Annotated in this window: 25 protein-coding genes; 14 read left to right on the plus strand and 11 right to left on the minus strand. The window is 71.2% G+C overall.

The features are described from left to right. Positions 1-178: 178 nt before the first annotated feature. Positions 179-1,093, plus strand: a complete 915-nt coding sequence (locus tag DEJ48_RS35325) for an AurF N-oxygenase family protein (protein WP_150220189.1) — start codon at positions 179-181, stop codon at positions 1,091-1,093. A 40-nt stretch (positions 1,094-1,133) separates the two neighbouring features. Continuing rightward, complete coding sequence (locus DEJ48_RS35330) at positions 1,134-2,795, plus strand: FAD-dependent oxidoreductase (RefSeq protein WP_150220190.1); 1,662 nt, start codon at positions 1,134-1,136, stop codon at positions 2,793-2,795. Between the two features lie 10 nt (positions 2,796-2,805). Here the strand turns inward: DEJ48_RS35330 and DEJ48_RS35335 are convergent, their stop codons facing one another. The 7 genes from DEJ48_RS35335 to DEJ48_RS35360 all read right to left on the minus strand — a co-directional run bounded on the left by DEJ48_RS35335 (position 2,806) and on the right by DEJ48_RS35360 (position 9,751). After that, complete coding sequence (locus DEJ48_RS35335; protein WP_150220191.1) at positions 2,806-3,534, minus strand: hypothetical protein; 729 nt, start codon at positions 3,532-3,534, stop codon at positions 2,806-2,808. Positions 3,535-3,758: 224 nt separating this feature from the next. After that, complete coding sequence (locus tag DEJ48_RS35340) at positions 3,759-5,135, minus strand: aminopeptidase P family protein (protein WP_150221589.1); 1,377 nt, start codon at positions 5,133-5,135, stop codon at positions 3,759-3,761. Positions 5,136-5,205: 70 nt separating this feature from the next. After that, positions 5,206-5,718: a hypothetical protein gene (locus tag DEJ48_RS35345; protein ID WP_150220192.1), complete on the minus strand. Its 513-nt coding sequence runs from the start codon at positions 5,716-5,718 to the stop codon at positions 5,206-5,208. Positions 5,719-5,788: 70 nt separating this feature from the next. Further along, entirely contained in the window at positions 5,789-7,009 is a 1,221-nt protein-coding gene (locus DEJ48_RS35350; protein WP_150220193.1) for a hypothetical protein, read from the minus strand. Between the two features lie 156 nt (positions 7,010-7,165). Beyond that, on the minus strand, positions 7,166-7,324 hold the full coding sequence (locus tag DEJ48_RS39930) for a hypothetical protein (RefSeq protein ID WP_190537785.1): 159 nt from the start codon (positions 7,322-7,324) through the stop codon (positions 7,166-7,168). A gap of 139 nt (positions 7,325-7,463) precedes the next feature. Continuing rightward, on the minus strand, positions 7,464-9,056 hold the full coding sequence (locus tag DEJ48_RS35355) for a SulP family inorganic anion transporter (RefSeq protein WP_150220194.1): 1,593 nt from the start codon (positions 9,054-9,056) through the stop codon (positions 7,464-7,466). Positions 9,057-9,109: 53 nt separating this feature from the next. Next, complete coding sequence (locus DEJ48_RS35360; protein ID WP_411757515.1) at positions 9,110-9,751, minus strand: carbonic anhydrase; 642 nt, start codon at positions 9,749-9,751, stop codon at positions 9,110-9,112. 397 nt (positions 9,752-10,148) lie between these two features. Here DEJ48_RS35360 and DEJ48_RS35365 point away from each other — a divergent pair, with 397 nt between their 5' ends. Genes DEJ48_RS35365 through DEJ48_RS35375 form a run of 3 tightly spaced genes read left to right on the plus strand, consistent with a single transcriptional unit; the run spans position 10,149 to position 12,409 of the window. After that, on the plus strand, positions 10,149-10,697 hold the full coding sequence (locus tag DEJ48_RS35365) for an AAA family ATPase (protein WP_150220196.1): 549 nt from the start codon (positions 10,149-10,151) through the stop codon (positions 10,695-10,697). Positions 10,698-10,708: 11 nt separating this feature from the next. After that, positions 10,709-11,908, plus strand: a complete 1,200-nt coding sequence (locus DEJ48_RS35370) for a 4-hydroxybenzoate 3-monooxygenase (RefSeq protein ID WP_150220197.1) — start codon at positions 10,709-10,711, stop codon at positions 11,906-11,908. A gap of 15 nt (positions 11,909-11,923) precedes the next feature. After that, positions 11,924-12,409, plus strand: a complete 486-nt coding sequence (locus DEJ48_RS35375; protein ID WP_223832307.1) for a DUF4190 domain-containing protein — start codon at positions 11,924-11,926, stop codon at positions 12,407-12,409. Positions 12,410-12,451: 42 nt separating this feature from the next. Here DEJ48_RS35375 and DEJ48_RS35380 read toward each other — a convergent pair whose 3' ends face one another. Further along, positions 12,452-14,212, minus strand: coding sequence for a coagulation factor 5/8 type domain-containing protein (locus DEJ48_RS35380; protein WP_150220198.1), 1,761 nt, complete (start codon positions 14,210-14,212; stop codon positions 12,452-12,454). Between the two features lie 346 nt (positions 14,213-14,558). Between DEJ48_RS35380 and DEJ48_RS35385 the strand changes: the two genes are divergently transcribed. The 3 genes from DEJ48_RS35385 (at position 14,559) to DEJ48_RS35395 (ending at position 18,608) form a co-directional block, all read left to right on the plus strand. Next, positions 14,559-15,638 (plus strand): DUF1996 domain-containing protein, encoded by a 1,080-nt coding sequence (locus DEJ48_RS35385; RefSeq protein WP_150220199.1) that lies wholly within the window; start codon positions 14,559-14,561, stop codon positions 15,636-15,638. A 64-nt stretch (positions 15,639-15,702) separates the two neighbouring features. Next, positions 15,703-17,466, plus strand: coding sequence for a discoidin domain-containing protein (locus DEJ48_RS35390; RefSeq protein ID WP_150220200.1), 1,764 nt, complete (start codon positions 15,703-15,705; stop codon positions 17,464-17,466). 71 nt (positions 17,467-17,537) lie between these two features. Next, on the plus strand, positions 17,538-18,608 hold the full coding sequence (locus tag DEJ48_RS35395; protein WP_150220201.1) for a LacI family DNA-binding transcriptional regulator: 1,071 nt from the start codon (positions 17,538-17,540) through the stop codon (positions 18,606-18,608). 173 nt (positions 18,609-18,781) lie between these two features. On the opposite strand, the gene DEJ48_RS35400 is transcribed toward DEJ48_RS35395, so the two are convergent. The 3 genes from DEJ48_RS35400 to DEJ48_RS39935 form a co-directional block, all read right to left on the minus strand. Then, positions 18,782-19,786, minus strand: coding sequence for a YdcF family protein (locus DEJ48_RS35400; protein ID WP_150220202.1), 1,005 nt, complete (start codon positions 19,784-19,786; stop codon positions 18,782-18,784). A 15-nt stretch (positions 19,787-19,801) separates the two neighbouring features. Continuing rightward, positions 19,802-20,374, minus strand: coding sequence for a dihydrofolate reductase family protein (locus DEJ48_RS35405; RefSeq protein WP_150220203.1), 573 nt, complete (start codon positions 20,372-20,374; stop codon positions 19,802-19,804). Positions 20,375-20,463: 89 nt separating this feature from the next. Further along, the gene (locus tag DEJ48_RS39935) at positions 20,464-20,610 is read right to left on the minus strand and encodes a hypothetical protein (RefSeq protein WP_190537786.1); all 147 of its coding nucleotides are present in this window, start codon (positions 20,608-20,610) and stop codon (positions 20,464-20,466) included. A 123-nt stretch (positions 20,611-20,733) separates the two neighbouring features. Between DEJ48_RS39935 and DEJ48_RS35410 the strand changes: the two genes are divergently transcribed. The 6 genes from DEJ48_RS35410 (at position 20,734) to DEJ48_RS35435 (ending at position 25,224) form a co-directional block, all read left to right on the plus strand. Further along, positions 20,734-21,321 carry a DoxX family protein gene (locus DEJ48_RS35410; protein WP_150220204.1) on the plus strand — a complete coding sequence of 196 codons (588 nt, stop codon included), beginning with the start codon at positions 20,734-20,736 and terminating at the stop codon, positions 21,319-21,321. Positions 21,322-21,431: 110 nt separating this feature from the next. Continuing rightward, entirely contained in the window at positions 21,432-22,214 is a 783-nt protein-coding gene (locus tag DEJ48_RS35415) for a heparin lyase I family protein (RefSeq protein ID WP_190537787.1), read from the plus strand. 51 nt (positions 22,215-22,265) lie between these two features. Beyond that, a complete protein-coding gene (locus DEJ48_RS35420; protein ID WP_223832308.1) occupies positions 22,266-22,538 on the plus strand; it encodes a hypothetical protein in 273 nt (90 codons plus the stop codon). A gap of 88 nt (positions 22,539-22,626) precedes the next feature. Then, entirely contained in the window at positions 22,627-23,991 is a 1,365-nt protein-coding gene (locus DEJ48_RS35425) for a mycothione reductase (RefSeq protein ID WP_150220206.1), read from the plus strand. Between the two features lie 145 nt (positions 23,992-24,136). Then, complete coding sequence (locus DEJ48_RS35430) at positions 24,137-24,376, plus strand: phosphopantetheine-binding protein (protein ID WP_055569977.1); 240 nt, start codon at positions 24,137-24,139, stop codon at positions 24,374-24,376. Further along, on the plus strand, positions 24,373-25,224 hold the full coding sequence (locus tag DEJ48_RS35435) for a siderophore-interacting protein (protein WP_150220207.1): 852 nt from the start codon (positions 24,373-24,375) through the stop codon (positions 25,222-25,224). The genes DEJ48_RS35430 and DEJ48_RS35435 overlap by 4 nt, the downstream gene beginning before the upstream one ends. The last annotated feature ends 17 nt before the right edge of the window (positions 25,225-25,241 follow it).

Here is a 25,241-nt window from a genome sequence, read left to right on the forward strand (position 1 = left end):
GTTTTACGGCTTCACCGGCTCTGCCCAATTCCTTGCTTACTCGAGGGTAGGCGTACGCGACCCCCTTGTTATACGTTCTGTCTAACAACGGGGTCGCGGCCAGCCGTGCGACGCTGCGCCGCGCCCGCTGCCTGGACGGCGTCGGAGTCGACGCGTCACCGAGCCAAGGAGCCGCAGCATGGCAAGCAGCACTGTTCGGCCGAGCACACAGGGCAGTTCCCCGGAGGGCGATGTCGCCCGGCGGCTGTTGGACTCGGCTGCCGTGCTGGCGTACGACCCGGCCGTCGAAGTCGACTGGGACACCCCCCTCGACCGCGACTGTCACGGCGCGAGCCCGGAGTGGAGCACGCTCTACGGCACCGCCTACTGGCGGGAGATGACCGAGGCGCAGCGCAAGGAGCTGACCCGGCAGGAGGCCGCCTCGGTGGCCAGCACGGGCATCTGGTTCGAGATGATCCTGCAGCAGATGGTGCTGCGCGACGTCTACGCCAAGGACCCGACAAGCACCGAGGTGCAGTGGGCGCTCACCGAGATCGCCGAGGAGTGCCGGCACTCCATCATGTTCGCCCGCGGCGCCGAGAAGCTGGGTGCCCCCGCCTACCGCCCGCGCCGCTGGGCCACCGAACTCGGCAGGGTCTTCAAGTCCGTCGCGTTCGGCGAGGCCGCGTACGCCGCGATCCTCGTCGCCGAGGAGGTCCTCGACGTGATGCAGCGCGACTGGATGCGTGACGAGCGCGTCGTGCCGTTCGTCCGCACCATCAACAACATCCATGTCGTCGAGGAGTCGCGGCACATGAAGTTCGCCCGCGACCAGACGCGCAAGCAGCTCGCGGGAGCGGGCCGGGTGCGCCGCGAGATCAACTCCCTCATCATCGCCATCGCGTCGTACGTCATCGTCACCAGCATGGTGAACCGCAAGGTGTACGCGAACGCCGGACTCGACGAGGAGCGCGCCGTCGCCGAGGCGAAGGCCAACGAGCACCACAAGTCCATGATGCGGTCGAGCTGTTCGGGCCTCATGGAGTTCCTCGCCTCGTGCGGTCTGCTCACCAAGCCGGCCCTGGTCTTCTACAAGCGCGCCCACCTCATCTGAGCCGATCCGAGCCGAGCCGACCCGAGTTGAGCCGACGAACATGACCTACGCCATCACCCAGACCTGTTGCAACGACGCCACCTGTGTCGCCGTGTGCCCGGTCAACTGCATCCACCCCACGCCGCAGGAGCGGGCGTTCGGCAGCACGGAGATGCTGCACATCGACCCGAGGACGTGCATCTCCTGCGGCGCCTGCGCCGACGCCTGCCCCGTCGACGCGATCTTCCCGGTGGACACCCTGCCGGTTGCGCAGCGGGAGTACGCCGCGATCAACGCGGCCTACTACGACGACGCGACGGGGGAGGGGGCTCCCGAACCGGACCCGGCAGGACCCAACTTCCACGTCTGGGGCGAGCCGTCCTTCCCGCGCGTCCTGCCCGCGGACTTCGCGCCGCTGAAGGTCGCCGTCGTCGGCACGGGCCCCGCCGGGATGTACGCCGTGCAGGACCTGCTGCTCCACACCAGCGCCGAGGTCACCCTGATCGACCGGCTCCCGGTCGCCGGCGGACTCGTGCGCTACGGCGTCGCGCCCGACCACCTCGCGACCAAGAAGGTCGGCGAGACCTTCGCCCGCTTCCACGCACACCCGCGGGTACGGATGCACCTCGGCCTCGACGTGGGCACCGACGTCACCCCGGAAGAGATCGCGGCCCACCACGACGCGGTCGTCTACGCCGTGGGCGCGTCGGCCGACCGGCGCCTGTCGATCCCCGGCGAGGAACTGCCCGGCAGCATCTCCGCCACCGCGTTCGTCGCCTGGTACAACGCCCACCCCGACGCGGCGCCGGACGGCATCGACCTGTCGGCGGAGCGAGCGGTCGTCGTCGGCAACGGCAACGTGGCCCTGGACGTCGCCCGGATCCTGCTCGCCGACCCCGAGACCCTCGCCCGCACCGACATCGCCGACCACGCGCTGCGCGCCCTGCGTGACAGCAAGGTCCGCGAGGTCGTCCTGCTGGCCCGGCGCGGTCCCGAGCACGCCGCGTACACCACGTCCGAACTCCTGGCCCTCAAGCATCTGCCGGGCGTTGACCTGGTCGTCGACGACCACGACCCGCGCGTCGCGGACGCCGTCGAAGCCGCGGGCGCCAAGGACAAGGCGGCGGTCCTGCACGGCGTCACGCGCACACGCCCGGACTGGGAACGGCAGCCGGAGCCCGGCCGCCGCATCGTGCTGCGCTTCCACTGCGGACCCGCCGAAGTCCTCGGCACGGAACGGGTCGAAGGGGTGCGCGTGGAGACGGCCGCGGGGGAGGAGTCCATCCCGGCGGGCCTGCTCCTGCGCGCCATCGGCTACCGCGGCACGCCCGTCGCCGGACTGCCCTTCGACGAGACCGGCGGCACCGTGCCCCACGAGGGCGGCCGGGTCGAGGGACGGCCCGGCACCTACGTCGTGGGCTGGATCAAGCGCGGCCCCAGCGGCGGCATCGGCGCCAACCGCACCTGCGCCGCCGAAACGGTCACCACCCTCCTCGCCGACGCGGTCGCGGGCGCGCTGCCCGCCCCGCTCCACGCCACGAAGGCCTTCCACCGGCTGGTGCGCCGCCGCAATCGCCACGTGGTCGACGCACGAGGCCTCGCCGCCATCGAACGGGCCGAGGTGACCCGGGGCGCGAGCGCGGGCCGCCCGCGCGTCAAGATCGCCACGGTCGCCGAACTCGTCTCCACGGCGAGGTCGGGCCGGACGGGTCTCCTGCGCTGACCGCTCAGGATCAGTCCACCGCGGACGTCTCGTCGACCTCGTACGCCTCAAGGCCCGGGGTCGCGAGGATCTCGGCGACGCACCGCGCGGAGCCTCCGACGTACGTGCTGACGAGGCCGACGTCTCCGCCCACGCACCACGCGCGGTCCTCGGGCCACCACAGGTCGGGGAGTTCGGGCACGCCGTCGACGGAGCCGGGCGCGGGGGAGTCGGCGTCGTCGAGGGGGCCGGAGAGCAGGATCTCCTCGCGGCCCGGCGTGGGGAAGACGGGAACGCCGTCCCAGTCAATGTGCCCGTATCCGGCCCACAGTCCGTACCAACAGCGGTCGGGCGTCCCGGTGTGCCGGGCCAGGACGGGGACGAGGGCGCGGGCCACATCGCCCTGCGTGGGCCCTTCGTGCGGGTGCTCGTCCCAGACGCCGGGCACGGCGGGGGTGTCGTCGTTGCGGTAGAGGAGCCGGTCCTCGGCGCCGATCAGTTCGTGCCAGCGCGTCGCCGCCCCGACCGTCGCGCCGTACGAGGCGGCGGCCCGGTCCCACCGCACCGGTGCGGCGCCGAGCCGCGCGGGATGCAGGATCCGCGCGTACGCCTCGAACCCGGGAGCGCACACGGCGGCCACCGTCCCGAACCCGTCCGCGCCCGACGGGCGTTGTGCCAGCCAGTGGGCGGGGGACAGGTCGTGGCGCTCGACGCGGAGGCGGCCGTAGAGGTCAGGGGGCGGAAGACGGTCGAGGAACATGGTCACAGTGTCGCTCACACGAGAAGGCCCGACCTCCGTGACGGAGGTCGGGCCTTCTTTCCTGAGCGCTGGGCAGGCCTTGCACCTGCATCTCCCCACAGGAAGTGGGGCGCCTTTCCTTGGACCACCAACGCGCGGGCCCTGCGCCGTCGTTCCGGCGTCGAGCACATGATCGACTGTACCCCATGGACTGGCCGTGGGAGAAATCCGCGTCCAGGAGCGGCTCAGGCGCGGGCGTCGAGCAGGGTGCCCATCCACTCCTCGACGCCCGCGACCGTGCGCGGCAGGGCGCCCGACATCAGGCGGGCGCCCTCCGCCGTGACCACGAGGTCGTCCTCGATCCGGACGCCGACGCCGCGCAGTTCGGCGGGGAGCGTCTCGTCGTCGGGCTGGAGATAGAGGCCGGGCTCCACGGTGAGGACCTGGCCCTCCTCCAGGACGCCGTCCAAGTAGGCCCCGGCGCGCGCCTTGGCGCAGTCGTGCACATCGAGCCCGAGCATGTGGCCGCTGCCGCACAGGGTGTAGCGGCGGTGCAGGTCCCCCCGCGCGTCCTTCAGCACGCCCCACTCGGCGAGCCCCTCCGAGATGACGCGCATCGCCGCCCGGTGGAAGTCGCGGAAGCGCGCGCCGGGACGCAGCGCCGCGATGCCCGCGTCCTGGGCGGCGAGCACCAGCTCGTACACCTGGCGCTGGACGGGGGAGAAGCGGCCGGAGAGCGGCAGGGTGCGGGTGATGTCGGCGGTGTAGAGGCTGTCCGTCTCCACGCCCGCGTCAAGCAGCAGGAGGTCGCCGCGGTCGAGGCGTCCGTCGTTGCGGATCCAGTGGAGCACGCAGGCGTGGGCCCCCGAGGCCGCGATGGTCTCGTACCCGGTGCCGTTGCCCTCGGCGCGGGCGCGCAGGCCGAACACCCCCTCGATCCAGCGCTCCCCGCGCGGATGCGCCAGCGCGCGCGGCAGTGCACGGACCACGTCCTCGAACCCGGCGGCGGTGTGGTCGACGGCCAGCTGTAGCTGCTCGACCTCCCAGGCGTCCTTGACGAGCCGCAACTCGGCCAGTGCGGCGGCCAGTTCGGGGTCGGCGGCGGCGTTGCGGCCCGTCGGCGCGCCCAGGGAGTCCAGGTGGGCGCAGCGGATGCCGGTGAGCCGTTCCGCCTCGGCGAGGTCGGGGCGGCGACCCACCCAGAACTCGCCGTAGCGCCGGTCCCGGTAGAACTCCTCGTCGCCGTCGACACGCGGCGAGCGCGGCCGCAGGTACAGCACGGCCTCGTGCCCGTGCGGCCCCGAAGGCTCCATCACCAGCACGCCGCCGGCCTGGTCCTCACCGGTCAGCCCGGTCAGCCAGGCGTACGCGCTGTGCGGCCGGAAGCGGTGGTCGCAGTCGTTCGAACGGACCGTGAGCTCGCCCGCGGGCACGATCAGCCGCTCGCCGGGGAAGCGGGCGGACAGCCGCGCCCGGCGGGCCGGGGTGACGGCGTGCGCGGGGACCCGCGCGGAGTCGGGCAGGGCGGACGGTGCCCAGGCCTCCGCCATGAAGCGGGAGAGCTCGGCGGAGGCGGGCAGGTCGTGGCTGCCGGTGTGGAGGGTGGCGGCGGATTGCGGCATGCCGGATGCGGTCACGAGGACTCCCTGGGGACGACGCACGGACGGAGGCGCGGGGCCGCTCAGTAAAATGTCACATAACCGGGGTGTCCGCCAGAGTCGCGATCTCCGACAGGGGCATCTCGAGCACTTCGTGCAGGAACCGCACGACCGTCCAGTGCGGCAGGGCGTCCTCGTCGTACGGGCCGAACGCGGCGGTGTAGAGGGGGATCCAGCGCAGCGCCTCCTCCGCCGCCGTCTCACGGCCCGGCTCCTGCTGATAGGTGTCGTACGACACGCTCCGGTGGTGGATGAAGTGGCCCCCGGGCAGCCGCTGTTCGCACAGTTCCCGGTACTCCCGGGTCTGCAGGATCAGGTAGTGCCAGATCTCGTCGATGTCCTGCTCGACGGGGAGGAAGAGCCCGGCGAGGCGGTCGGGGTGGCGGGAGACCAGGTAGAGGTAGCGGAGGCACTCGCGGACCTGGTGGGTGACGTACGTGAGGTCCGGGGCGTCGGGCTTCGCCGCGAAGTGCCGTACGACCTCGGCGTGCAGGTCGGAGCCGAGCAGCTCCTCGGCGGTGGGGGCGTGCGTTACGGACGTGGGCATGAGGGCTCTCCGGTGCGGTGGGTCGACGTCGCCGTCACGGGCGCGGTCTCTGGTGCGGTCGCTGGCGCGGTCACTGGGGCGCGGCCAGCCAGGCGTACTTGCCGGAGTGCCCGATCGGCACGTGGTCGCGGTACTCCACACGGCAGACGCGTCCGGTCAACGCCGTGACCGTCGCGGTGAGTTCGGCGGTCTCGCCGGGGGTGAGCGGTCTGCCGTCGAACGTCGTGCACCACAGGTCGCAGCGGTCGTCGCCGGTGAGGTGCAGCTGGTGCAGGAAGACGCGGGACGAGGCCGCGGCGACCCCGGCGTCCAGGTCGGCCTGGGCCACGGGGCCCGCGGGCGTGGCGAGCAGCTCCTTCTCGCGGCCGCAGAAGGAGACGATCCGCTCCGGGTCGGGGCTGCCGTCGGCGGTGCGGACGCAGTCGCCGGAGCGGTAGCGGACCAGCGGCATGTACGGGTTGCGGACACTGGTGACGATGAGGCTGTGGATGCCACTGCCCGGCTCCACCGGAATCAGTTCCACGCTCATGTCGTGGAGGTAGGGGCGGTAGCGTCCTTCGCCCTCGCTGTAGAAGAGGTAACCCAGTTCCGTGCTGCCGAAGAGGTCGACGATGGGACAGTCGAAGTGGGTGCGCAGATACGCGCGCACGTTCAGCGGCGTGTACTCGTAGGCGTGGATGATCCCGGCCGGACGCGGGAACAGGGCCCACAGGTCCCACTCGGTGACCTTCCGGACCAGGTGCGCCAAGTGGTAGCTGGAGCAGTCCAGGAGGTAGGCGCCCGTGGGATGGGCGGCGCTCACCTCGCGGATCTCGGTGAGCATCCGCTCCACCTCGACGCGGTCCCAACCGTCCGGATCCAGCTGCCGGTTGAGGTACAAGGTCCGGTGGTCCAGCCAGCGTTCGCCGGGCGTGGCACCCGGTTTGCGGGCGTTGACGCGGGCGACGTGCTCAGTGGCGAGGACGGTGGTGAGCGAGATGCGCCGTGCCTCCGCGTGCCAGAGGGCGCCGAGTTCGGGGTGTTCGCTCCACAGGCGGTAGTAGGAGCGGAGCAGGAAGTACGGCGGCCGGATGAGCTGCATGCGGGCGTGGTTGGTCCCGGTGGACAGCACGAACTCGGCGTCGCCCGTCTCCAGGGCCCGCTCCAGTTCGGGGGTCATCCAGTTGGCCGGGAAGTCCCGGGCGATCTCCGGCTTCTCCAGGACGGGGAAGTCGCCGCGCTCGACGGACGCGCGGTACAGGGGGATGTCCCGGACCTGGTCCAGGACGTCGGCGCTCGGCAGGCGGTTCAAAGGGGCTCCGGTGCTGGGCGGGGTGGGGCCGGGCAGGGTGGGCCCGGACGGGCTGTGTCCGGGCGGGGTGGACGGCGGGGCGGGGGCGGTGACCGACCGCGGCTCGTGCCGCCGTCGTCACCGCCACCGCCCGCCGCGTCGGCGGTGCCGGCGGTACTAGGAGATACAGCCGGTCTTGCCGGTGGCGCTGATGCAGCCGCTCTTCGGCGTCGCGCTGATGCAGCCGTCCTTCGCGCCCGCGCCCTGGGCCGAGTTGACCGCGACCCACTTCTGCCAGACGGACTCCTGCGTCATGCGCTTGATGAGCTGTTCCACGGTGGAAACCTCCATGGTTGATCGGCACGGCACTCCGTGCCGAGGGATGGGTGGGACACCGGGGGCCGGGCCGGGTGTTCTGGTCCCGGCCCCCGGAGCAGGGGGAAATCGGTGAGCGGCAGGTGGCGTGAGCCGGCCGTCAGACCTTGGCCTTGGCCTTGGGCTTCGCCCCGGCCTTCGTCTCGGCCTCGGCATCGACCGCGGACGTGGCCTCGGACCCGGCCGCCGGAAGCGTCTTCATCCGTACGGCTTCCGTGTCGCTGTCGTTGTGCCGCAGCGCCCAGTTCTCCAGCGTCGTGCGGCAGGCGTGGTCCAGGTGGCGCACGGCCGTCAGGTCCAGCTCGATGGGGCGGTCCTGGGGCATGGCCTCCAGGGTCTCCAGGATGCGGGGGAGCCGCAGGAACGTGGCGTTGCCGGTGAGCGTCACCACCATCCGCCCGTCGGTCAACTCCCGTACGTCCACGTGGACATGGGAGGTGTCCCAGGCGGACTTGGCCACCGCGAGCACCAGGCCGAGGATGACGCCCTCGAACATGTTGGTCACCACGATGGCGATCGCCGTGACGGCCAGGACGACGGCCTCGCCGCGGTGGGTGCGGGCGAGCGGGACGATCTCCTTGACGGGGATCAGCTTGCAGCCCGCGTGCACCAGGACGCCGGCGAGTGCCGCGAGGGGGATGATGCCGAGCGCGGCAGGCAGGAGCACCGCGAACAGCAGCAGCCACGCGCCGTGCAGGATGCGGGAGAGCGGGGTGCGGGCCCCGGCCTGGACGTTGGCGGAACTGCGCACGATCACCGCGGTCATCGGCAGGGCGCCGAGCACACCGCACACCGTGTTGCCGACGCCCTGGGCGACGAGCTCCTTGTCGTAGTGCGTGCGGGCACCGTCGTGCATGCGGTCCACCGCGGCCGCGCTGAACAGCGACTCGGCCGACGCGATCAGGGTGAACGCGAGGACGGTGCCGAGCACCGCCACGCTCCCCAGCCCGGCGAGGTCACCGAAGCCGGGCGGCTGGATGGCGTCGACCATGCCGCGCACCGACACGTTCGCCACGTCGAGGCCGAACCCGGCGGTCACGGCCGTGGCGAGGGCCACGGCGGCCAGCGGGGCCGGCACCACACGCGCCGCCGATGGCAGCTTCGGCCACAGCACGAGGACGGCGATCGTGCCGAGTCCGACGGCCGCCGCGGTCAGCGCCGTGGTGTCCCCGACCGTGTCGGCGAGCAGCCCGGGCAGACCGGTGATCTTGTCCATGCCGGAGAGGGGCTGCTTCGCCCCGGCCATGGTGTAGAGCTGGCCGAAGATCAGCACGAGGCCGATGCCGGCCAGCATGCCCTGGACGACGGAGACCGATATCGCGCGGAACCACCGGCCGCAGCGGAGCAGACCGAGGGCGATCTGGAGCGCGCCGGTGAGCAGCACGATCGCGCCGAGCATGCTCAGCCCGAACTCGCGCACGGCTTCGAAGACGAGCACGGTGAGACCGGCGGCCGGGCCGCTCACCTGGATGGCACTGCCCGGCAGACAGCCGACGACCAGACCGCCGACGATGCCGGTGACCAGGCCGAGTTCGGCGGGCACGCCGGAGGCGACCGCCACGCCGACGCAGAGCGGCAGGGCGACGAGGAAGACGACGAGCGAGGCGAGGATGTCCCGGCGCAGCACGCCCGGTTCGCGCAGGGCGCGGAAGGGGGAACGGAGGGAGGCGGGAGAAGGGGGCAGGGAGGACATGAGGGTGGGGGTCCTGTCGTGGGAGCGGGCCGGTCAGGGAGGAGCGGCGGTGCTCACAGCGGACTGAACGACGGTCGGCCGGTGTCCGAAGGACGGTGGGTGCTGACGGTGCCCGTGTGCACCTCGTAGTACCAGGCGTGCAGCGTGAGGGAGCCGTCGGCGACGCGCTCGCGGACGCACGGGTACGCGTGCAACCTCTCCACCTGCGCGAGCACATGGGTCTGGACGGCCTCCGCCACGTCGGGCGAGGTCGCCGCCAGCGAGCGCAGGGTGGCGTCGGGACCGACCGAGTGCTCCAGCCAGTCGCGTACGGCCGGCACCGCCGACAGGTCCTCGCGCCGCACCAGCGCGCCGACGGCGCCGCAGTGGGAGTGTCCGCAGACGACGATGTCGCGGACGCCGAGCACGCACACCGCGTACTCGATGGTGGCGGCCTCGCTCATGGGTCCTTCGGAGCGGCCGTCGATGCCGGACGCGGGGTAGGGCGGGACGACGTTGCCGGCCGTACGGAGTTCGAAGAGCTCGCCCGGTCGCGCTCCGGTGATCAGGGCCGGGACGACGCGCGAGTCGGAACAGGTGACGAACAGGGCCTCGGGTGACTGTCCGGCTTCGAGAGCCCGGAAGGCCGCTGCGTTGTGGGGGTCCGCCACGTGTGTCGCGGCGAACGAACGGGCGTTGTCGATAAGGGACTTCAAGGTGGCCTGCCTCCTGCGTCGCTCGGGCGGGGCCGGGACGCGGTGTGGTCGGGTCGATGGTGACGGCGGGGCGGCACTGGCCCGCCGGAACGGTGGGCGCCTGTCGCCCTGGAGACAGCCTGGACGGCCGTCGTGACCATCACTTTGCCATCGCATTACCGACGGATGACAGAGCAAAAACCTGCCAAAAATTGAGTAATTACCGCCCCTGAGCTGGGAATTGGTCCAGCAATCAACCGTTGGGTAAAGATCGCGGTGGAGAATGTGTGGGCGGTGTGAAGCAATTACGTTCGCGCCGCGTTGCAGTCGCATTCAAAAGGGGTGAACGGGCCGTCCGCCACGCATAGGCTGGCCGACGCCGTCGAACAGAGCCGCAGACGTCGGAGAGTGGGGAAGCATGCCGGACACCTCGTTCCAGGGGCAGACCGTCGACACGGAACCGGCGCCGCACGTGTTCCTCGTCGTCGGCATCCCGGGCTCGGGCAAGAGCTCCGTGTCGGACGCGCTCGCCCGCAGATTCCCCCTCGGTGCCCACATCGAGGGCGACCACCTCCAGGACCTGATCGTCTCGGGCAGCCACCTCCCCCAGCCCGAGGAAGACCTCGAAGCCGACCGCCAACTGCTCCTGCGCGCACGCAACGCGGCCGTCCTCGCCCGCAGCTTCCACGCGGCGGGAGTCGTCCCGGTCATCGACGACGTCGTCGTCCGCCGCGCGCACCTGGAGTTCTACCGGGAACAGCTGAAGGACCTGCCGCTGCGCCTCATCGTGCTGGCCCCGGCCGTCGACGTCGTCTCACGACGGCTCACCGCGCGCGACAAGGTACTCGCCGACGACTGGACGTTCCTGGACGAGGCGATGCGCGCCGAACTCCGGGGCGAGGGCGAGTGGTTCGACAGCTCCGAGCAGACCCTGGACGAGACGGTCGACGCCATCCTGGCGACCTGAAGGGACGGGCCGTGCCCCGCAACCTCACGCGCACCCCGGTCGGCATCGTCGGCGCGGGCCCGGCCGGCCTCATGCTCTCCCATCTGCTGGCCCGCGCGGGCATCGACTCCGTCGTGGTCGACAACCGCACGCGAGCGGAGATAGAGGGCACCAGCCGGGCGGGCATCCTCGAGGCGGACAGCGTCCGGCTCCTGACGGACACCGGGGTCTGTGACCGCGTGCTGCGCGACGGGGAGCGGCACGACGGCATCGAGCTGCGCTTCGGGGGCACCGGCCACCGCATCGACTTCCAGGGACTCGTCGGGGAGAGCGTATGGCTCTACCCGCAGACCGACGTGTTCACCGACCTCGCCGACGCCCGCGAGCGCGACGGCGCGGACGTGCGCTTCGGCATCACGGGCACCCGAGTCGTCGACCTGACGACGGACCACCCCGGCATCCTGTTCGAGGACGCCGACGGGCGGCCCGGCGAGGTGCGGTGCGAGATCCTGGTCGGCGCCGACGGAGCGCACGGCGTGTGCAGGACCGCGGTGCCCGAGGCATCCCGTACGCACTACTTCCGCGCGTACCCCTTCGCCTGGTTCGGCATCCTCGTCGAGGCGCCGCCCAGCGCCGCCGAACTCGTCTACACCCACTCCGAGCGGGGCTTCGCCCTCATCAGCCGGCGCACCGACACCGTGCAGCGCATGTACTTCCAGTGCGACCCCGACGAGGACCCCGCGGACTGGTCCGACGACCGGATCTGGACGGAACTTCAGGCCAGGGTGGCCGGAGCGGACGGCTTCTCCCTCAAGGAGGGACCCGTCACCGACCGCTCGGTCCTCAGGTTCCGCAGCCTGGTGTGCGACCCCCTGCGCTACGGCAACATGCTGCTGGCCGGCGACGCCGCCCACACCGTCCCGCCCACCGGCGCCAAGGGACTCAACCTCGCCCTCGCCGACGTACGGGTGCTCGCCGAAGCGGTGGAGAGCGCCGTCCGCACGGGTGACCGCGCCGCCCTCGACACGTACGGCCCCCGGGCGCTGCGCCGCGTCTGGAGGGCCCAGCACTTCTCCTACTGGATGACGTCGATGCTGCACCGGCTGCCCGACGCCACCGACTTCGACACGCGCCGCCAGCTGGGCGAGCTGGCCGCCGTGACGGGTTCCGCCGCCGGGTCCGCGTACCTCGCGGAGGCCTACACCGGGTGCGGAGCCCTGCCCTCTCTGTGAGGATGACCGAAGGTCGTGATCATCGGTTCGGGCAGCAGGAAAGGCGAGGTCAGCGGTATGGCGGCTTACGACGGCTCGCACCCGCAGGGATGGCAGCAACCGCAACCGCAGCAGCCGCCGTCCGGGGCGGCCCCCGGCCGGGGCCTCGCCATCGCGGCGCTCGTCCTCGGCATCCTCGCCTGCGTGCTGTTCTGGACGGTCGTGGGCGGCGTCCTGCTGGGACTGCTCGCCGTGATCCTCGGCATCGTCGCCGCGGTGCGGGCGCGCCGCGGCCGGGCGGGCGGCCGGGGCATGGCCATCACCGGGGTCGTCCTCGGCCTGCTCGGACTGATCGCTTCGGCGCTGATCATCGCCCTGGGCGTGTCGATCCTGAACTCGGACTCGGCGCAGACCTTCAAGGAGTGCATGAAGGACGCCGACAGCCAGGACGGCCGCCGCGACTGCGAGAAGAAGTTCAAGAAGGAATTCGAGAAGGACTGGGACCGGGAAGTCGGGAACTGATCGTCCCGCCCTCCCCGGCCCCAGCCCCGGGAGCAGCACGGCTCACGGGTAGGAGACCACCGTCGACGGCACCGTGGAGCTGCCCGACGTGGCGGAACCGGTGTCGTTGATGACGTGCTCGTACTGGCCCATGCCTCCGAGCGACACGACCAGCAGATCGTGGAACGTGACGCCGGGCGTCCGCGGGGCGGCGAACCCGTGGTCCTGACGGATCGAGGGATCCGAGGTGTAGTTGCAGTAGCTGCCCAGTCCCCAGCCCTCGTGGGACGTCACCGAGCTCGCGACCTTGTAGGCGGCGAAGCCCTTCACGTTCCCGTCCTGGACCGCCGCCTGGTTGGGCGCGTCGTACGCCTTCTCGTTCTGGAAGAAGATCGTGCGCCCCCGCTGCCCCGACCACTCCACGTCGTACTTGTTGAAGTGCTCCACGAACAGGCCGGTCGCCAGGACGTCGTCGCCGCGCACGTGCACGCCGTAGTCCGCGCGGTTGGTCTCCCAGCCCACACCCGCACCGTGGTCGGCGCGCCACACCCAGGTGTGGTCGATGATCGTGTGACGGCTGTTGACCTCCATGCTGAGCGTGGCCTTCCCGGGCCCCGCCCCGCCGATCCTGATGAAGATGTCCTGGACGGTGATCGGGTTGGCGGAGTGGTCCCTGGCCGAACCGCGCGGCCCGACCTGGAGCAGCACGGGCGAGTTGACCGGACCGGCGTCGACGAGGAAGCCGGCGAGCCGTACGCCGTCCACGTCGGCGACCTTCATCGCGAAGGCGCCGTTGTCGGGCACGAGCGTGGCGTAGCCGAGGCCGAGCACGACGGTGTTGGCGCGGTTCACCTCGATGGCGCGGTCGACGTGGTAGATGCCGGGCGTCAGGAGGAGGTGGAGGCCCTGGGCGAGCGCCTCGTTCATCGTGGCGGCGCTGGTGCCGGGCTTGGCGACGTAGAACTGGGTGAGCGGCAGCGACGTGCCGCGCGGGGTTCCGTTGCCCCACGTCGTACCGCGCGCGTTGGTCCGCTTCTCCGGCAGGAACACCCGGTAGTCCGCGCCGTCCAGATAGAGGAAGGGCTTCTCGCGCGAGATCGGCGTGGTCTCCAGTGTGGTGTACGGGGGGTTCGGGAAGCTCTGGCCCGGCGCGCCCTGGACGCCTGAGAACACCATGTTCCACACGGCGTTGACCCAGCCGCCCACGGAGCTGTCGCGGGTGTACCACTGCTGCTGCGAGTACGGGCCGACGCTGCCGTCGATCCTGCTGTCGGCGATGTAGCCGCCACTGGCCCAGCCGTAGCCGTTGGGAGCGAGGTTGAGCCCGCCTCTGATGTGCATGCGGCGGAAGGGGGCCGCCTGCGCCACGGCCCAGCGGTTGGTGCCGTTGACCGGGGTGAGCGCGAGGTTCTCCGCGGAGCGCCAGAAGTTCTGCGTGGCGTTGCCGTTGAACCAGCCGGCGTCGACCGTCACGTCACCGTTGATCGACGTGTCGTCGGGGGAGAGGCCGAGCCCCGCTATCGAGGTGTAGAAGCCGAGTTGGGCGTTGAGTCCGTTGTACGTGCCCGGCTTGAACAACAGGGCGTACCGCCCGGTGCCGAACTGCGCGCTCTCCTGCTGCTTGAAGATCTGGTCCAGCCGGGCCTGGATGCCCGAGGTGGAGGGCGAGAAGACGATCACGTTGGGCCCGAGGTCGCCGCCGCCCGGCAGTCGGGCGGCCGGGGTCCGCGCCGCGGCGGGGGAGGCGGTGGCGGCGAGGCCCGCGGTGGCGGCCGACGCGGCGATGGCGCCCAGAACCGTGCGGCGTGTGGGGGAGGTTGGCATGGGGGCTCTCCTGTTTCAGGAAGTGAACGATCGGGAGCCGGGGGAGCGCTCTCTTGACCGGGAATAGTTCATCCGCGTGAGAGGCGCGTCAAGAGGTCGCACGGTAGTTACCGGTGTTGTCCCTGATGGGACTTCAAGAAAGGCCTGTACAGAGCCGGTTGGCCCGTGGGTTGTACGTGGGCCGGTTCTCGTGAGGGGTGGAAGTCGCCGTGGTGCGGGGGTGGCTCGGAAGCGTTCACTTTCTATTGACACGCTCACGGCAGGGCCGCAACACTCCGGATCGGGAGAGCGCTCTCCCGAGCCACTCGCAACCCCATCGATCCGGCTGACTCGGCAGGAGGTCTCCATGGCACGGAGATCGAAGATCATCTCAGGGTTACTGATATCCGGCGCGCTCCTGGTGACCTCGCTGGGAGTGGGCGGCATGGCGGCGGGCGCCGACTCCGCCCCGGCGCGCCACGACCAGGGGCACCACCAGGGACACACGATGGCGGCGTCCACCGTCGCCGCCGCCGAGGACCGCGACGGCGACGGCACCATCCCGGCGAAGTCGCCGGTCACCGGCGCCCGGCTGTCGGTCAAGGCGCCGCCCCACCGCTACTTCCACGAGTTCCAGGCCAACTGCTCGGTGACGCACACCAGGCCGGACGACCCGATCGTCTATCCGGGCCAGCCGGGCAAGTCCCACGACCACACCTTCATGGGCAACACGACGACGGACGCGCACAGCACCACGGACTCCCTGAAGCGCGGGAACACCGCGTGCAAGGCGCCGGGCGACAAGTCGGCGTACTGGATGCCCACCCTCCTGAAGGCCGGGCAGCCGGTCCTTCCGGTGGGTCCGCAGGTCATCTACTACAAGGCCGGTGTCACCGACTACACCAGCGTGCGCCCGTTCCCGGAGGGGCTGCGCTATGTCGTCGGCAGCCCGATGCAGAGCGCCGAGGAGTTCCGGCGCCACCCCGGCTTCGTCGAGGGCTGGGAGTGCGGTGAGAGCTACTTCAACGTCGACATCCCCAAGAACTGCCCGACGTCGGCGGACACCCAGCTCAACATCCGCTTCCAGGCTCCGAGTTGCTGGGACGGGAAGAACCTCGACACTCCTGACCACCAGAGCCACATGTCGTACCCGAAGGTGAAGGCGGGGACGAACGACAACATCTGTCCCGCGTCCCACCCGGTGGCGGTGCCGATGATCGAGTTCAAGATGGCGTTCCCCGTCAACGGAGACCTCTCGCAGGTGAAGCTGGCGAGCGGCGACGGCCACTCGTTCCACTACGACTTCTTCAACGCCTGGGATCCCGCGACGCTCAAGGCCCTGGTCGACCACTGCGTCGTCGGCGGGCTGCAGTGCAACGCCCGCGGATACGACGAGACGCACCCCGAGGCGGGCGCGGCGCTCGACGAGAACTACGAGCTCCCCTGACCGGCGGCCACCCGTCCGGCCCCACCCCACCGAACCCCCACCCCACCCCCACAGGAGACCCCGCATGCCCAGAGTCCGCACGCCCCGCCCACCGACGAGACGGCGGCGCGTCGCCGTGCCGCTCATCGTCGCCCTGCTCGCCTCCGGCGCCCTCGCCCTGCCCGCCCAGCAGGCGGGTGCCGCCGGCAGCGTGGTCAAGGTGACCGGTTCACAGGGCAACTGGCAGCTGACGGTGAACGGTTCCCCCTACCAGGTCAAGGGCCTGACCTGGGGGCCGAGCGTCGCCGATGCCGACAAGTACATGCCCGACCTCAGGTCCATGGGCGTCAACACCATCCGCACCTGGGGCACCGACGCCTCCAGCAAGCCCCTGTTCGACTCGGCCGCCAACCACGGCATCAAGGTCATCGCGGGCTTCTGGCTGCAGCCGGGCGGCGGCCCGGGCAGCGGCGGCTGCGTCAACTACCTGACCGACAGCACGTACAAGAACCAGATGCTCGAAGAGTTTCCCCAGTGGGTGCGGACCTACAAGGACCACCCGGGCGTCCTGATGTGGAACGTGGGCAACGAGTCCGTGCTCGGGCTGCAGAACTGCTACACCGGCGCCGAGCTGGAGCGCCAGCGCGACGCCTACACCACCTTCGTCAACGACGTCACCAAGAAGATCCACGCCGTCGACCCGGATCACCCCGTCACCTCGACCGACGCGTGGACCGGCGCCTGGCCCTACTACAAGAAGAACGCCCCCGACCTCGACCTGTACGCCGTGAACTCCTACAACGCGGTCTGCGACATCAAGTCCACGTGGGAGCAGGGCGGTTACACCAAGCCGTACATCGTCACCGAGACCGGGCCCGCGGGGGAGTGGGAGGTGCCCGACGACGCCAACGGAGTGCCCCGGGAACCCACCGACCGTGCCAAGGCCGAGGGGTACACCAAGGCCTGGAACTGCGTCACCGGACACAAGGGCGTCGCGCTGGGCGCCACCATGTTCCACTACGGAACCGAGTACGACTTCGGGGGCATCTGGTTCAACCTGCTGCCCGCGGGCCAGAAGCGGCTCGCGTACACCGCGGTGAAGAAGGCGTACGGCGCCGACACCTCCCGCGACAACACGGCGCCCGTCATCTCCGCGCTGGACGTCGAGGGGGATGCCACCAAGGTGCCGGCGGGGCGTGCGCTCACCCTCACCACCCGGGCGACCGACCCCGACGGGGACGCGCTGAGCTACGAGGTCCTCGCCAACAGCATGTACATCGACAAGGACAAGAACCTGACGCCCCTGCGCCACACGGACGAGGGCAACGGCCGCCTGAAGGTCACCGCTCCCGACCGCACGGGCGTCTGGAAGATCTACGTCAAGGTGACCGACGGCAAGGGCAACGTCGGCGTCGAGACACGCTCGGTGCGTGTGGTGGCCCCGCCGGTCGACGGCACGAACCTCGCCCTCGGCAAGTCGGCGAAGGCCTCCTCCGAGCAGGCCGGCGGCGGCGACTGCCCCTGCACCGCCGCGGGCGCCGTCGACGGGAAGGCCACGACCCGCTGGGCCAGCGACTGGAGCGACCCCCAGTGGCTCCAGGTCGACCTCGGCTCCCGTCAGTCGTTCCGGCACGTCCAGCTCAACTGGGAGACGTCGTACGCGAAGGCGTACACGATCCAGACCTCCGACGACGGACAGAACTGGCGGACCGTCCACGAGGTGAAGGACGGCAACGGCGGCATCGACGACTTCGACGTCGACGGCACGGGCCGCCACGTACGGATCCACGGCACCGCGCGCGGCACGGGCTGGGGCTACTCGCTCTACGAGTTCGGTGTCTACCGCTGACCTCCGCCCCGCCGACCCATGATGGGAGAGCGCTCTATCACCTTGCTGTGCAGGGAAGTTAGAGTGCACGCATGGAGAGACAGTCGCTGACGCTCGAGGACGTGGCACGGGAGGCGGGTGTCTCCCGTGCCACGGTGTCACGGGTGATCAACGGGGTGCGCAACGTCGACCCGGCGATCCGGGACGTGGTCCGTGAGGCGATCGAGCGCACCGGATACGCGCCCAACCGGGCGGCACGCTCCCTGGTCACCCGGCGCACGGAGACCATCGCCCTCGTCATCTCGGGCGCGGGCGAGGAGGGCGACGGCGAGGGGGACGAAGGCCGTCCCGGCGACGGCGTGCAGAACGCCTTCGCGGCCCGGGTGTTCGCCGACCCGTTCTTCGGCCGTGTGATCAGCGGTGTGGTCGGCTTCCTGCGGCCGCGGTCCATGCACCCGGTCCTGATGGTCGCCGAGAGCGCGGCGGCCAGGAAACAGGTGACGGAGTTCCTGCGGCAGGGCAGTGCCGACGGGGCGCTGGTCGTCTCCACGCACGCGGAGGACCCGCTCCCCGCCCAGCTCGTCGCCGAGGGCCTGCCCGCCGTGTGCTTCGCGCGGCCCGCGCTGCCCGTCCCGATCAGCTACGTCGACCTCGCGCACCGCGAGGGCGGACGGCTCGCCGCGGAACACCTGCTCGCACGGGGCCGACGGCGGCTCGCCACCGTCACGGGACCGCTGGACCTGCCGGCGGGGCAGGAGCGCCTCGCGGGCTTCCGGGAGGCGCTGGAAAGGGCCGGGACGGCGTACGTGCCGATCGCCGAGGGCGCCTTCACCCGGGAGAGCGGCGCCGCGGCGATGGCGGAACTGCTGGCCGCGCACCCCGATCTCGACGGGGTGTTCGTGGCCAACGACCTCATGGCGCAGGGCGTGTGCGAACTGCTGCGCGAGCGGGGCGGACAGGTGCCGCAGGAGGTGGCGGTGGTCGGCTTCGACGACTCCAGCGTGGCGCTGACCTGCCGGCCGCCGCTCACCACCGTCCGCCAGCCGGTGGAGGAGATGGCCGCGGCGATGGCCCGGCTGCTCCACGAGCATGTGCGGGGTGCCCGGACGGAACCGACGTCCCTGATCTTCGAGCCGGAGCTGGTGGTGAGGGACTCGACGTGAGTCCGCCCCTGCGAATGGCGGCGCATGTGTGTAGCCGTCCCAGGTGTGGGCACGCGTTCAGTGCAGGGGTGACATCCTGCCGGGGCCGCTGACCGGTCAGTGGGCGGCTCCACCTCCGAGCTGAGCGGCCGCGCCTTCGTGGGACAGGGACGCGGCCGCTCACGCGTTTGTGCCTAACGAGCCGCCCACGCCAGGACGCCGGCCAGGACGAACAGCAGGCACATGGCGATGTTGGTCCGTTTGTAGGCGACAAGGACGGCCACGAACTCGCGGATCGTCGCGTTGGGCCAGAAGTACGCCGCCGTGGTCGAGCCGACCACCTGCCCCCTGACACCTGCCCTGCGGGCCAGGAGCGCGGCGCGGAAGGCGTGGTAGTTGTTCGTGACGACGACGCACCGGTAGTCCGCCCCGGTCTTCTCCATGATCGCCTTGCTGAACCGCAGGTTCTCCTCCGTCGTCGTCGACCGGTCCTCCCGCTCGATCAGGTCGGCGGGGAAGCCCCGCTCCACGAGGTAGTCCGCCATCGCGTGCGATTCCGGCAGGTCCTCGTCCGGGCCCTGCCCGCCGGATGCGACGAGCACCGGTGCGGTGCCACGCTTGCTGAGCAGCGCGTGCACCTCACGGGCCCGCTCCAGACGGCTGGCGAGCAGCGGCGGCACCGTGGACCCGCCGATGAGGCCGGAGCCGAGGACGACCACGTAGTCGGCGTTGCGGCGAATCCGCAGGCGGCCGTAGAGGAACGCGTACACGACGAAGCTGAGGAACAGGAACGAGAGATAGCAGGCGAGGCCGAGCGCCGCCGTGCCCACACCGATCAGGACCGGCGTCCGCAGCACCGCTGCCGTGACCACGAGGGCCACGACGCCGATGATGCCCAGCGCGCCCATCAGGGACAGCAGGTTGGACGGGCTTCTGCCCTCCTTGCGCACCATCTGCAGCCCGTTGAGGAAGAGCAGGCCCACGAGGACGAGGATGCCCACGGCTCCGAGGGCGAGCAGCGTGGAGGCGATGACGAGCCCCGTCGTCGAGCCGGACGAGATCAGCCGGTACATCCAGGCCGCGAGCGCGCAGAGCGCGGCGAGGCCGAGGAGCACCGCATTGCCGAACCGGCGGCGCTCGCGCACCATCCGCCAACAGAAGACGAGGAAGAGCAGGGCCGCCGGGGCGTAGAGCAACATCCGCACAGATTACGGTCAGTGCAGGACGTCGAACACATTCTTCTGGAGGCCGTTGGCGTATGCCTCGTGCTCGACGAGCCGCAGCTTCTGGGCGTCCTTGTCCGTGTCGCTGAACAGACGCTTGCCCGCGCCGAGGAGGAGCGGGAACACGAGCAGGTGGTAGCGGTCGATCAGACCCGCGTCCGAGAGGCTCCGGTTCAGGGAGGCGCTGCCGTGGACGATGATCGGGCCGCCCTCGGTCTTCTTCAGCGCGGCGACGTCGTCGAGCGAGCGCAGAATCGTGGTCTCGCCCCAGTTGTCGACCAGGTCGCCCTCGCCGAGGGTGGTGGAGACGACGTACTTCGGCATCAGCTTGTAGTCGGCGAAGTCCGCCATGTCCGGCCAGACCGGGCTGAAGGACTCGTAGCTGACCCGGCCCAGCATCAGCGCGGCGGCCTCCTGCTGTTCCCGGCCCTTGATCTCGTACGCCTCGGGGAGGAAGTCGATGTCCTTGAACGTCCAGCCGGAGTTCCGGTATCCGGGTTCACCGCCCGGAGCCTCCACGACGCCGTCGAGCGAGACGAAGGCGGTGCTGATCACGGTACGCATGTGGGTTCTCCCGGAGTTCTTGGGTGTGCGGCAACTATCGCTGAAGACTGCCGCACACGCCGGAACTCATCGGCGGTCCGGCCGCCGGCTCAGCGGCGGCCCCGCAGCCGGGAGAGGAGCGAGCGGGCCTGCGCGCGCTTGCGCGGGTCGGCGGCGGCGCGGCGCGCCGACGCGACGGTGCGCCGTCCCTGTGGGGTGCGGCTGTAGGCCCTGATGCGTGAGAGCAGTCCGGCCATGAGGTCCTCCTGGGGCTCACCCCGCCGGTGCGGCGGGCGTGCGGTCGGTCGCTGTTCCCGTACCCGGAGCGGCCCGACTGATGCCGCCGGACTGTCCGCCCACAATTCGGGCAGCCGATGGGCATGGCTGTTCTCAGGAAATGCGCACGCCCGATGCTCGCCTCCGTCTTCGTCACGGGCGGGCTGCACACTCTTCGGGACCCGCAGCGCGTGGCGCCCGCCGCCGAGGCCGTGACCGCGCCCGTGGCGTCCCGGATCCCATGGCTCACGGAGGACCCCGAGCGGCTGGTCCGCGTCAACGGCGCGGTGCAGCTGGGCGCCGGTCTGATGCTGGCGACCGGCCGCGTCCCGCGCGTCGCGGCCCTCGCGCTCGCCGGCACGCTGGTGCCGACGACCCTGGCGGGGCACGCGTGGTGGAAGGAGAAGGATCCGGAGCGACGGGCGGCCCAGCGCACACAGTTCGTCAAGAACGTCTCGCTGCTCGGCGGCCTCCTCATCGCGGCGGCCGACACCCACGGCAAGCCGTCCGTGGCCTACCGCACCCGTACCGCGGCCGTCGCCGGCCGCCGGGCGGCCCGCCGCACCCGCCGCGACGCCACGAAGGCGCTGAGCGGAGCGGCGGGGGACGCGGCGGGGACGGTCCGCTCGCTGACCGAGAGCGCGCAGAACGCGGTCGCTCGTCAGCAGAAGGCCGTCGCGCGCCGGATCTGAAACTCCTGTTGTGCTCTGAAACTCCTGTTGTGCAAGCGCTTGCTGTGATGGTGGGGGCAGTGGCACCCTCGTGGCCGCCCCACCACCCCCCCACCTCGCAGGAGCATGCCGTGAACCGGACCGCGAAGACGCTCACCTCGGCAGGCGGCATGGTCGCGGCCGCAGCCGCCGCCTGGGCCGTCGCCGTCGCCCTGCCGCAGGGCGCAGACGCCGCGCCGCACGACAGCGGCAAGGGAGACGAGCGGGCCAAGGGCGCAAGGAGCGTGCTGTGGGACGGTGACGCCTCCCACGGGCTCGGCGTCTTCGGGACCACCCTGTGCGACGCGCCCGGCAGCGTCACCGTCGACAACTGGGGCACGGCCCGCGGTGACTTCTTCAAGTTCAACAAGCCGATCGGCGTGCCGCGCTGCGAGGCGCACAACGTGCGGACCGGGAGCGGCGAGTACGCCTTCCGGGACGGGCGCACGTACTGGTTCGGGTGGGACTCGATGACGAAGACGGGGGAGGCGCAGACCGTCTTCCAGTGGAAGTCCAACGGCACCAACGACCAGCACAGCCAGAACTACCCGGTGATCATGAAGGTCGAGGACGGCAGGCTGAAGGTCTGGTACGTGGCCCCCGGCGAGGAGTGGACGTCCATCGGCTCCGCCCCGTGGTCGGCCGGTGCCTGGCACTCCGTCCAGCTCGGCATCACCACGAGTTCCGGCAGTTCCGGCAAGCTCTCGGTCCACCTGGACGGCAAGGAGATCGCCTCCCGTACCGGCGCCCGCACCTGGGACGACCTCGGCAACAAGCCGCGGTGGGGCACCTATTGGGGCACCGACTCCAGTACGGCGGCCATCAACTGGATCGACGGCCTGGCGATGGGGGAGTCGCGGGCCGACGTCGACTGACCCCCGGCGCGGGGCTGGTTCACCCGGGGACTTCGGGGCATCCGGCCGAGTATGACGACACGTGATGAGTTCAACGGCCCGTCCGGCATGGGCGAGATGGAGCGCGGCACCCCGCAGAGACTCGAGGCGCGGCAGCGCATGCGGACCCTGGCCTGGGGCGCCCTGTGCGTCCTGCTCGCCGTGTGGTCGGTCGCGTGGGGCGTCGGCGCCGTCACGGGCACGGCCGACGCGTGGGCGTACTTCGTGCCCGGAGTCGTTCTGCTGGCGATCGCGCTGTGGGCGCGACGCTCCGCCGTCCGCAACAGCCCGCCGCGGCACCTGTAACAGGCGTGGGCGGGGGGACCGGGCGGGGGAGTGGGCGTGGGCGCGGCGCCTGAGGTGTGCCGAGAACATATGTGGATACTCTCCGTATATGCGACACCATGATCTCCTCGTCCTCGGCGTCGGCTCCGGAAACGTGCTGATCGACGACCGTTTCTCCCACCTGGACGTCGCCGTCGTGGCGGAGGGCCCGTTCGGCGGCACCTGCCTCAACGCGGGCTGCATCCCGAGCAAGATGCTCGCCGTGACGGCCGAAGTGGCCGACGGCGTACGCGAGGCGGACCGGCACGACGTGCGGGCGACGTCGGACGGCATCGACTGGTCGGCCGTGCGGGAGCGCGTCTTCGGCCGCCTCGACGCCGTGTCGCGGGACGGCGAGGACGGCCGCCGTGCCTCGGACTTCGTGACCGTCCACCGGGGCCGCGCCCGCTTCACCGGAGAGCGCGAGCTGCTGGTGGAGACGGCCGACGGGCCCGTGACGGTGAGCGCGGACCGGATCGTCGTCGCGGCGGGCGGCCGCCCCGTCGTCCCGCCCCCGGTGGCGGACTCCGGCCTCCCCTACGAGACGTCCGACACCGTGATGCGCCGTGCCGGGGTGCCCGAGCGGCTGGCCGTCCTCGGCGGCGGCTACATCGCCGCCGAGCTCGCCCACGTCTTCCACGCCGCGGGCGCTGCCGTCACCGTCGTCGAGAAGAAGGACACGCTCCTCGCCGAGCAGGACGAATCGGTCGCGTCGGCCTTCACCGACAGCGTGCGCGACCAGTACGACCTGCGGCTCGGCCGGGAGCTGGTGCGCGTGGAAGGCAGCCCCGGACACCTGCGGCTGACCCTCGACGACGACTCGGTCGTCGAGGCCGACACGCTGCTCGTCGCCGTGGGCCGCGAGCCGAACAGCGACACACTCGACCTGGACAAGGCCGGCATCACGTGTGACGACAAGGGAATGATCGAGGTCGACGCGCAGCTGCGCACCGGCGCCGACGGCGTCTGGGCGCTCGGCGACACCATCGCCGGGCCGCCCCTGAAGCACGTGGCCAACCGTGAGGCCGAGGTGGTGGCCCACAACCTCCTGCACCCCGACGAGCCGCGCACGATGTCGTACGACGTGGTGCCCGCGGCCGTGTTCACCCGGCCCCAGATCGCCCAGGTGGGGATCACCGAACAGGAGGCCCGCGAGCGGGGCGTGGAGTACGTGGTCGGCTCGCGCCGGTACGAGGACGTGGCGTACGGCTGGGCGCTGGAGGAAACCCGGGGCTTCTGCAAGGTGTTGGCCGACCCGAAGAGCGGCCGTCTGCTCGGCGCGCACGTGCTCGGACCGCAGGCCGCCACCCTCATCCAGCCGCTCGTCCTCGCGATGACCTTCGGGCTGACGGTGCGGGAGGTCGCCGAGCGCCCGCTGTGGATCCACCCGGCCCTGACCGAAGTGGTCGAAAACGCCCTGCGCGAGGTCATGTGACGCCCTGACACGCGGACGGAAAACGGGAGGCCTTCGAACAGGTCTCCCGTTTTCACGTGATCACCATGATTAAGTTAGGTTAGCCTTCCCTGAGTGTGGACCGGGGACGGAGAGTCCGCGCTGCGCGTTTCGAAGGAGCCATCCGATGAACCAGACCTTGTCGCCCGAGCGTGTCCGCGCCGACATCGCGGAACTGCTCGACTGCGACCCCGCCGAGATCGCGCCCGACGAGGATCTGTTCGACCTCGGTCTCGACTCGGTGCGGATCATGACCCTGGTTCAGCGGTGGCGTGCCGCGGGAGCGACCACGCTGGAATTCCCCGACCTGGCCGAGCAGCCCGAACTGGGCCACTGGACGGCTCTCCTGACGGAGCGTGCCGCGTGACCCGGGTCGACCACCGCCACCGCCACCTGGACCGGATCGCCGAGGTCCGCGAGGGTCTGCACGCCGAGAAGGTGGGCTACCCGATCGGCATCCGGCAGGCCGAGGTGGTGCGCACCGCCAAGGTCGGCGAAGGCCTGCTGCGGCTGACCCTGGGCGGCCCCGGCACCGAGGGGTTCGAGGCGCACGCGCCGGACGAGCACGTGAAGCTCATCTTCCCGGAGCCGGACGGCGAGCTGCGGCTGCCCGAGCGCAACGGGGCGATGCTGCGCTGGCCGCGTCCTGCGCCCACCTCGCGCGAGTACACCGTGCGTCGCTACGACCCCGGCACGGGCGAACTCGACATCGACATCGTCCCGCACGACGGCGGTCTCGCGTCGGACTGGGCGCACGCGGTCCAGCCCGGCGCCGTCGTGCACGTCGCGGGCCCGCCCGGCGGCCTGATCGTCCCGCACACCTACGACCGCTACCTGCTCGCCGGAGACATCACGGCCCTGCCCGCCATCGCGCGGTGGCTGGAGGAGCTGCCACGGACCGCGAAGGGCTGGGCGTTCGTCGAAGTGGCCGATGCCGCCGAGGAGATCGAGCTCTCCGCGCCCGAGGGCGTCGAGGTGCACTGGCTGCACCGCGGCACGCTGCCCCCGGGCACGGGCGGCGCGCTGGAGCGGGCCGTGACCGCGGTGACCGTGCCCGAGGGGGAGCGCGTCTACGTGTGGGTCGCGGGCGAGGCCGGGCAGATCAAGCCCCTGCGCCGCTGGGTCCGCGACGAGTTGGGGCTCGGCAAGGCCGACCACGACATCACCGGCTACTGGAAGCGCGGCGTCGCCGACTTCGACGAGGACGATCACTGACAGACCGGCGGGAAGGG

Source organism: Streptomyces venezuelae (assembly GCF_008642315.1).
Lineage (GTDB): Bacteria > Actinomycetota > Actinomycetes > Streptomycetales > Streptomycetaceae > Streptomyces > Streptomyces venezuelae_D.

Coding starts and splice junctions, on each gene's coding strand:
- DEJ48_RS35325 (WP_150220189.1), top strand. CDS start 179: ATGGCAAGCAGCACTGTTCGGCCGAGCACACAGGGCAGTTCCCCGGAG.
- DEJ48_RS35330 (WP_150220190.1), top strand. CDS start 1,134: ATGACCTACGCCATCACCCAGACCTGTTGCAACGACGCCACCTGTGTC.
- DEJ48_RS35335 (WP_150220191.1), bottom strand. CDS start 3,534: ATGTTCCTCGACCGTCTTCCGCCCCCTGACCTCTACGGCCGCCTCCGC.
- DEJ48_RS35340 (WP_150221589.1), bottom strand. CDS start 5,135: ATGCCGCAATCCGCCGCCACCCTCCACACCGGCAGCCACGACCTGCCC.
- DEJ48_RS35345 (WP_150220192.1), bottom strand. CDS start 5,718: ATGCCCACGTCCGTAACGCACGCCCCCACCGCCGAGGAGCTGCTCGGC.
- DEJ48_RS35355 (WP_150220194.1), bottom strand. CDS start 9,056: ATGTCCTCCCTGCCCCCTTCTCCCGCCTCCCTCCGTTCCCCCTTCCGC.
- DEJ48_RS35365 (WP_150220196.1), top strand. CDS start 10,149: ATGCCGGACACCTCGTTCCAGGGGCAGACCGTCGACACGGAACCGGCG.
- DEJ48_RS35380 (WP_150220198.1), bottom strand. CDS start 14,212: ATGCCAACCTCCCCCACACGCCGCACGGTTCTGGGCGCCATCGCCGCG.
- DEJ48_RS35385 (WP_150220199.1), top strand. CDS start 14,559: ATGGCACGGAGATCGAAGATCATCTCAGGGTTACTGATATCCGGCGCG.
- DEJ48_RS35390 (WP_150220200.1), top strand. CDS start 15,703: ATGCCCAGAGTCCGCACGCCCCGCCCACCGACGAGACGGCGGCGCGTC.
- DEJ48_RS35395 (WP_150220201.1), top strand. CDS start 17,538: ATGGAGAGACAGTCGCTGACGCTCGAGGACGTGGCACGGGAGGCGGGT.
- DEJ48_RS35400 (WP_150220202.1), bottom strand. CDS start 19,786: ATGTTGCTCTACGCCCCGGCGGCCCTGCTCTTCCTCGTCTTCTGTTGG.
- DEJ48_RS35405 (WP_150220203.1), bottom strand. CDS start 20,374: ATGCGTACCGTGATCAGCACCGCCTTCGTCTCGCTCGACGGCGTCGTG.
- DEJ48_RS39935 (WP_190537786.1), bottom strand. CDS start 20,610: ATGGCCGGACTGCTCTCACGCATCAGGGCCTACAGCCGCACCCCACAG.
- DEJ48_RS35410 (WP_150220204.1), top strand. CDS start 20,734: ATGGCTGTTCTCAGGAAATGCGCACGCCCGATGCTCGCCTCCGTCTTC.
- DEJ48_RS35420 (WP_223832308.1), top strand. CDS start 22,266: ATGACGACACGTGATGAGTTCAACGGCCCGTCCGGCATGGGCGAGATG.
- DEJ48_RS35425 (WP_150220206.1), top strand. CDS start 22,627: ATGCGACACCATGATCTCCTCGTCCTCGGCGTCGGCTCCGGAAACGTG.
- DEJ48_RS35430 (WP_055569977.1), top strand. CDS start 24,137: ATGAACCAGACCTTGTCGCCCGAGCGTGTCCGCGCCGACATCGCGGAA.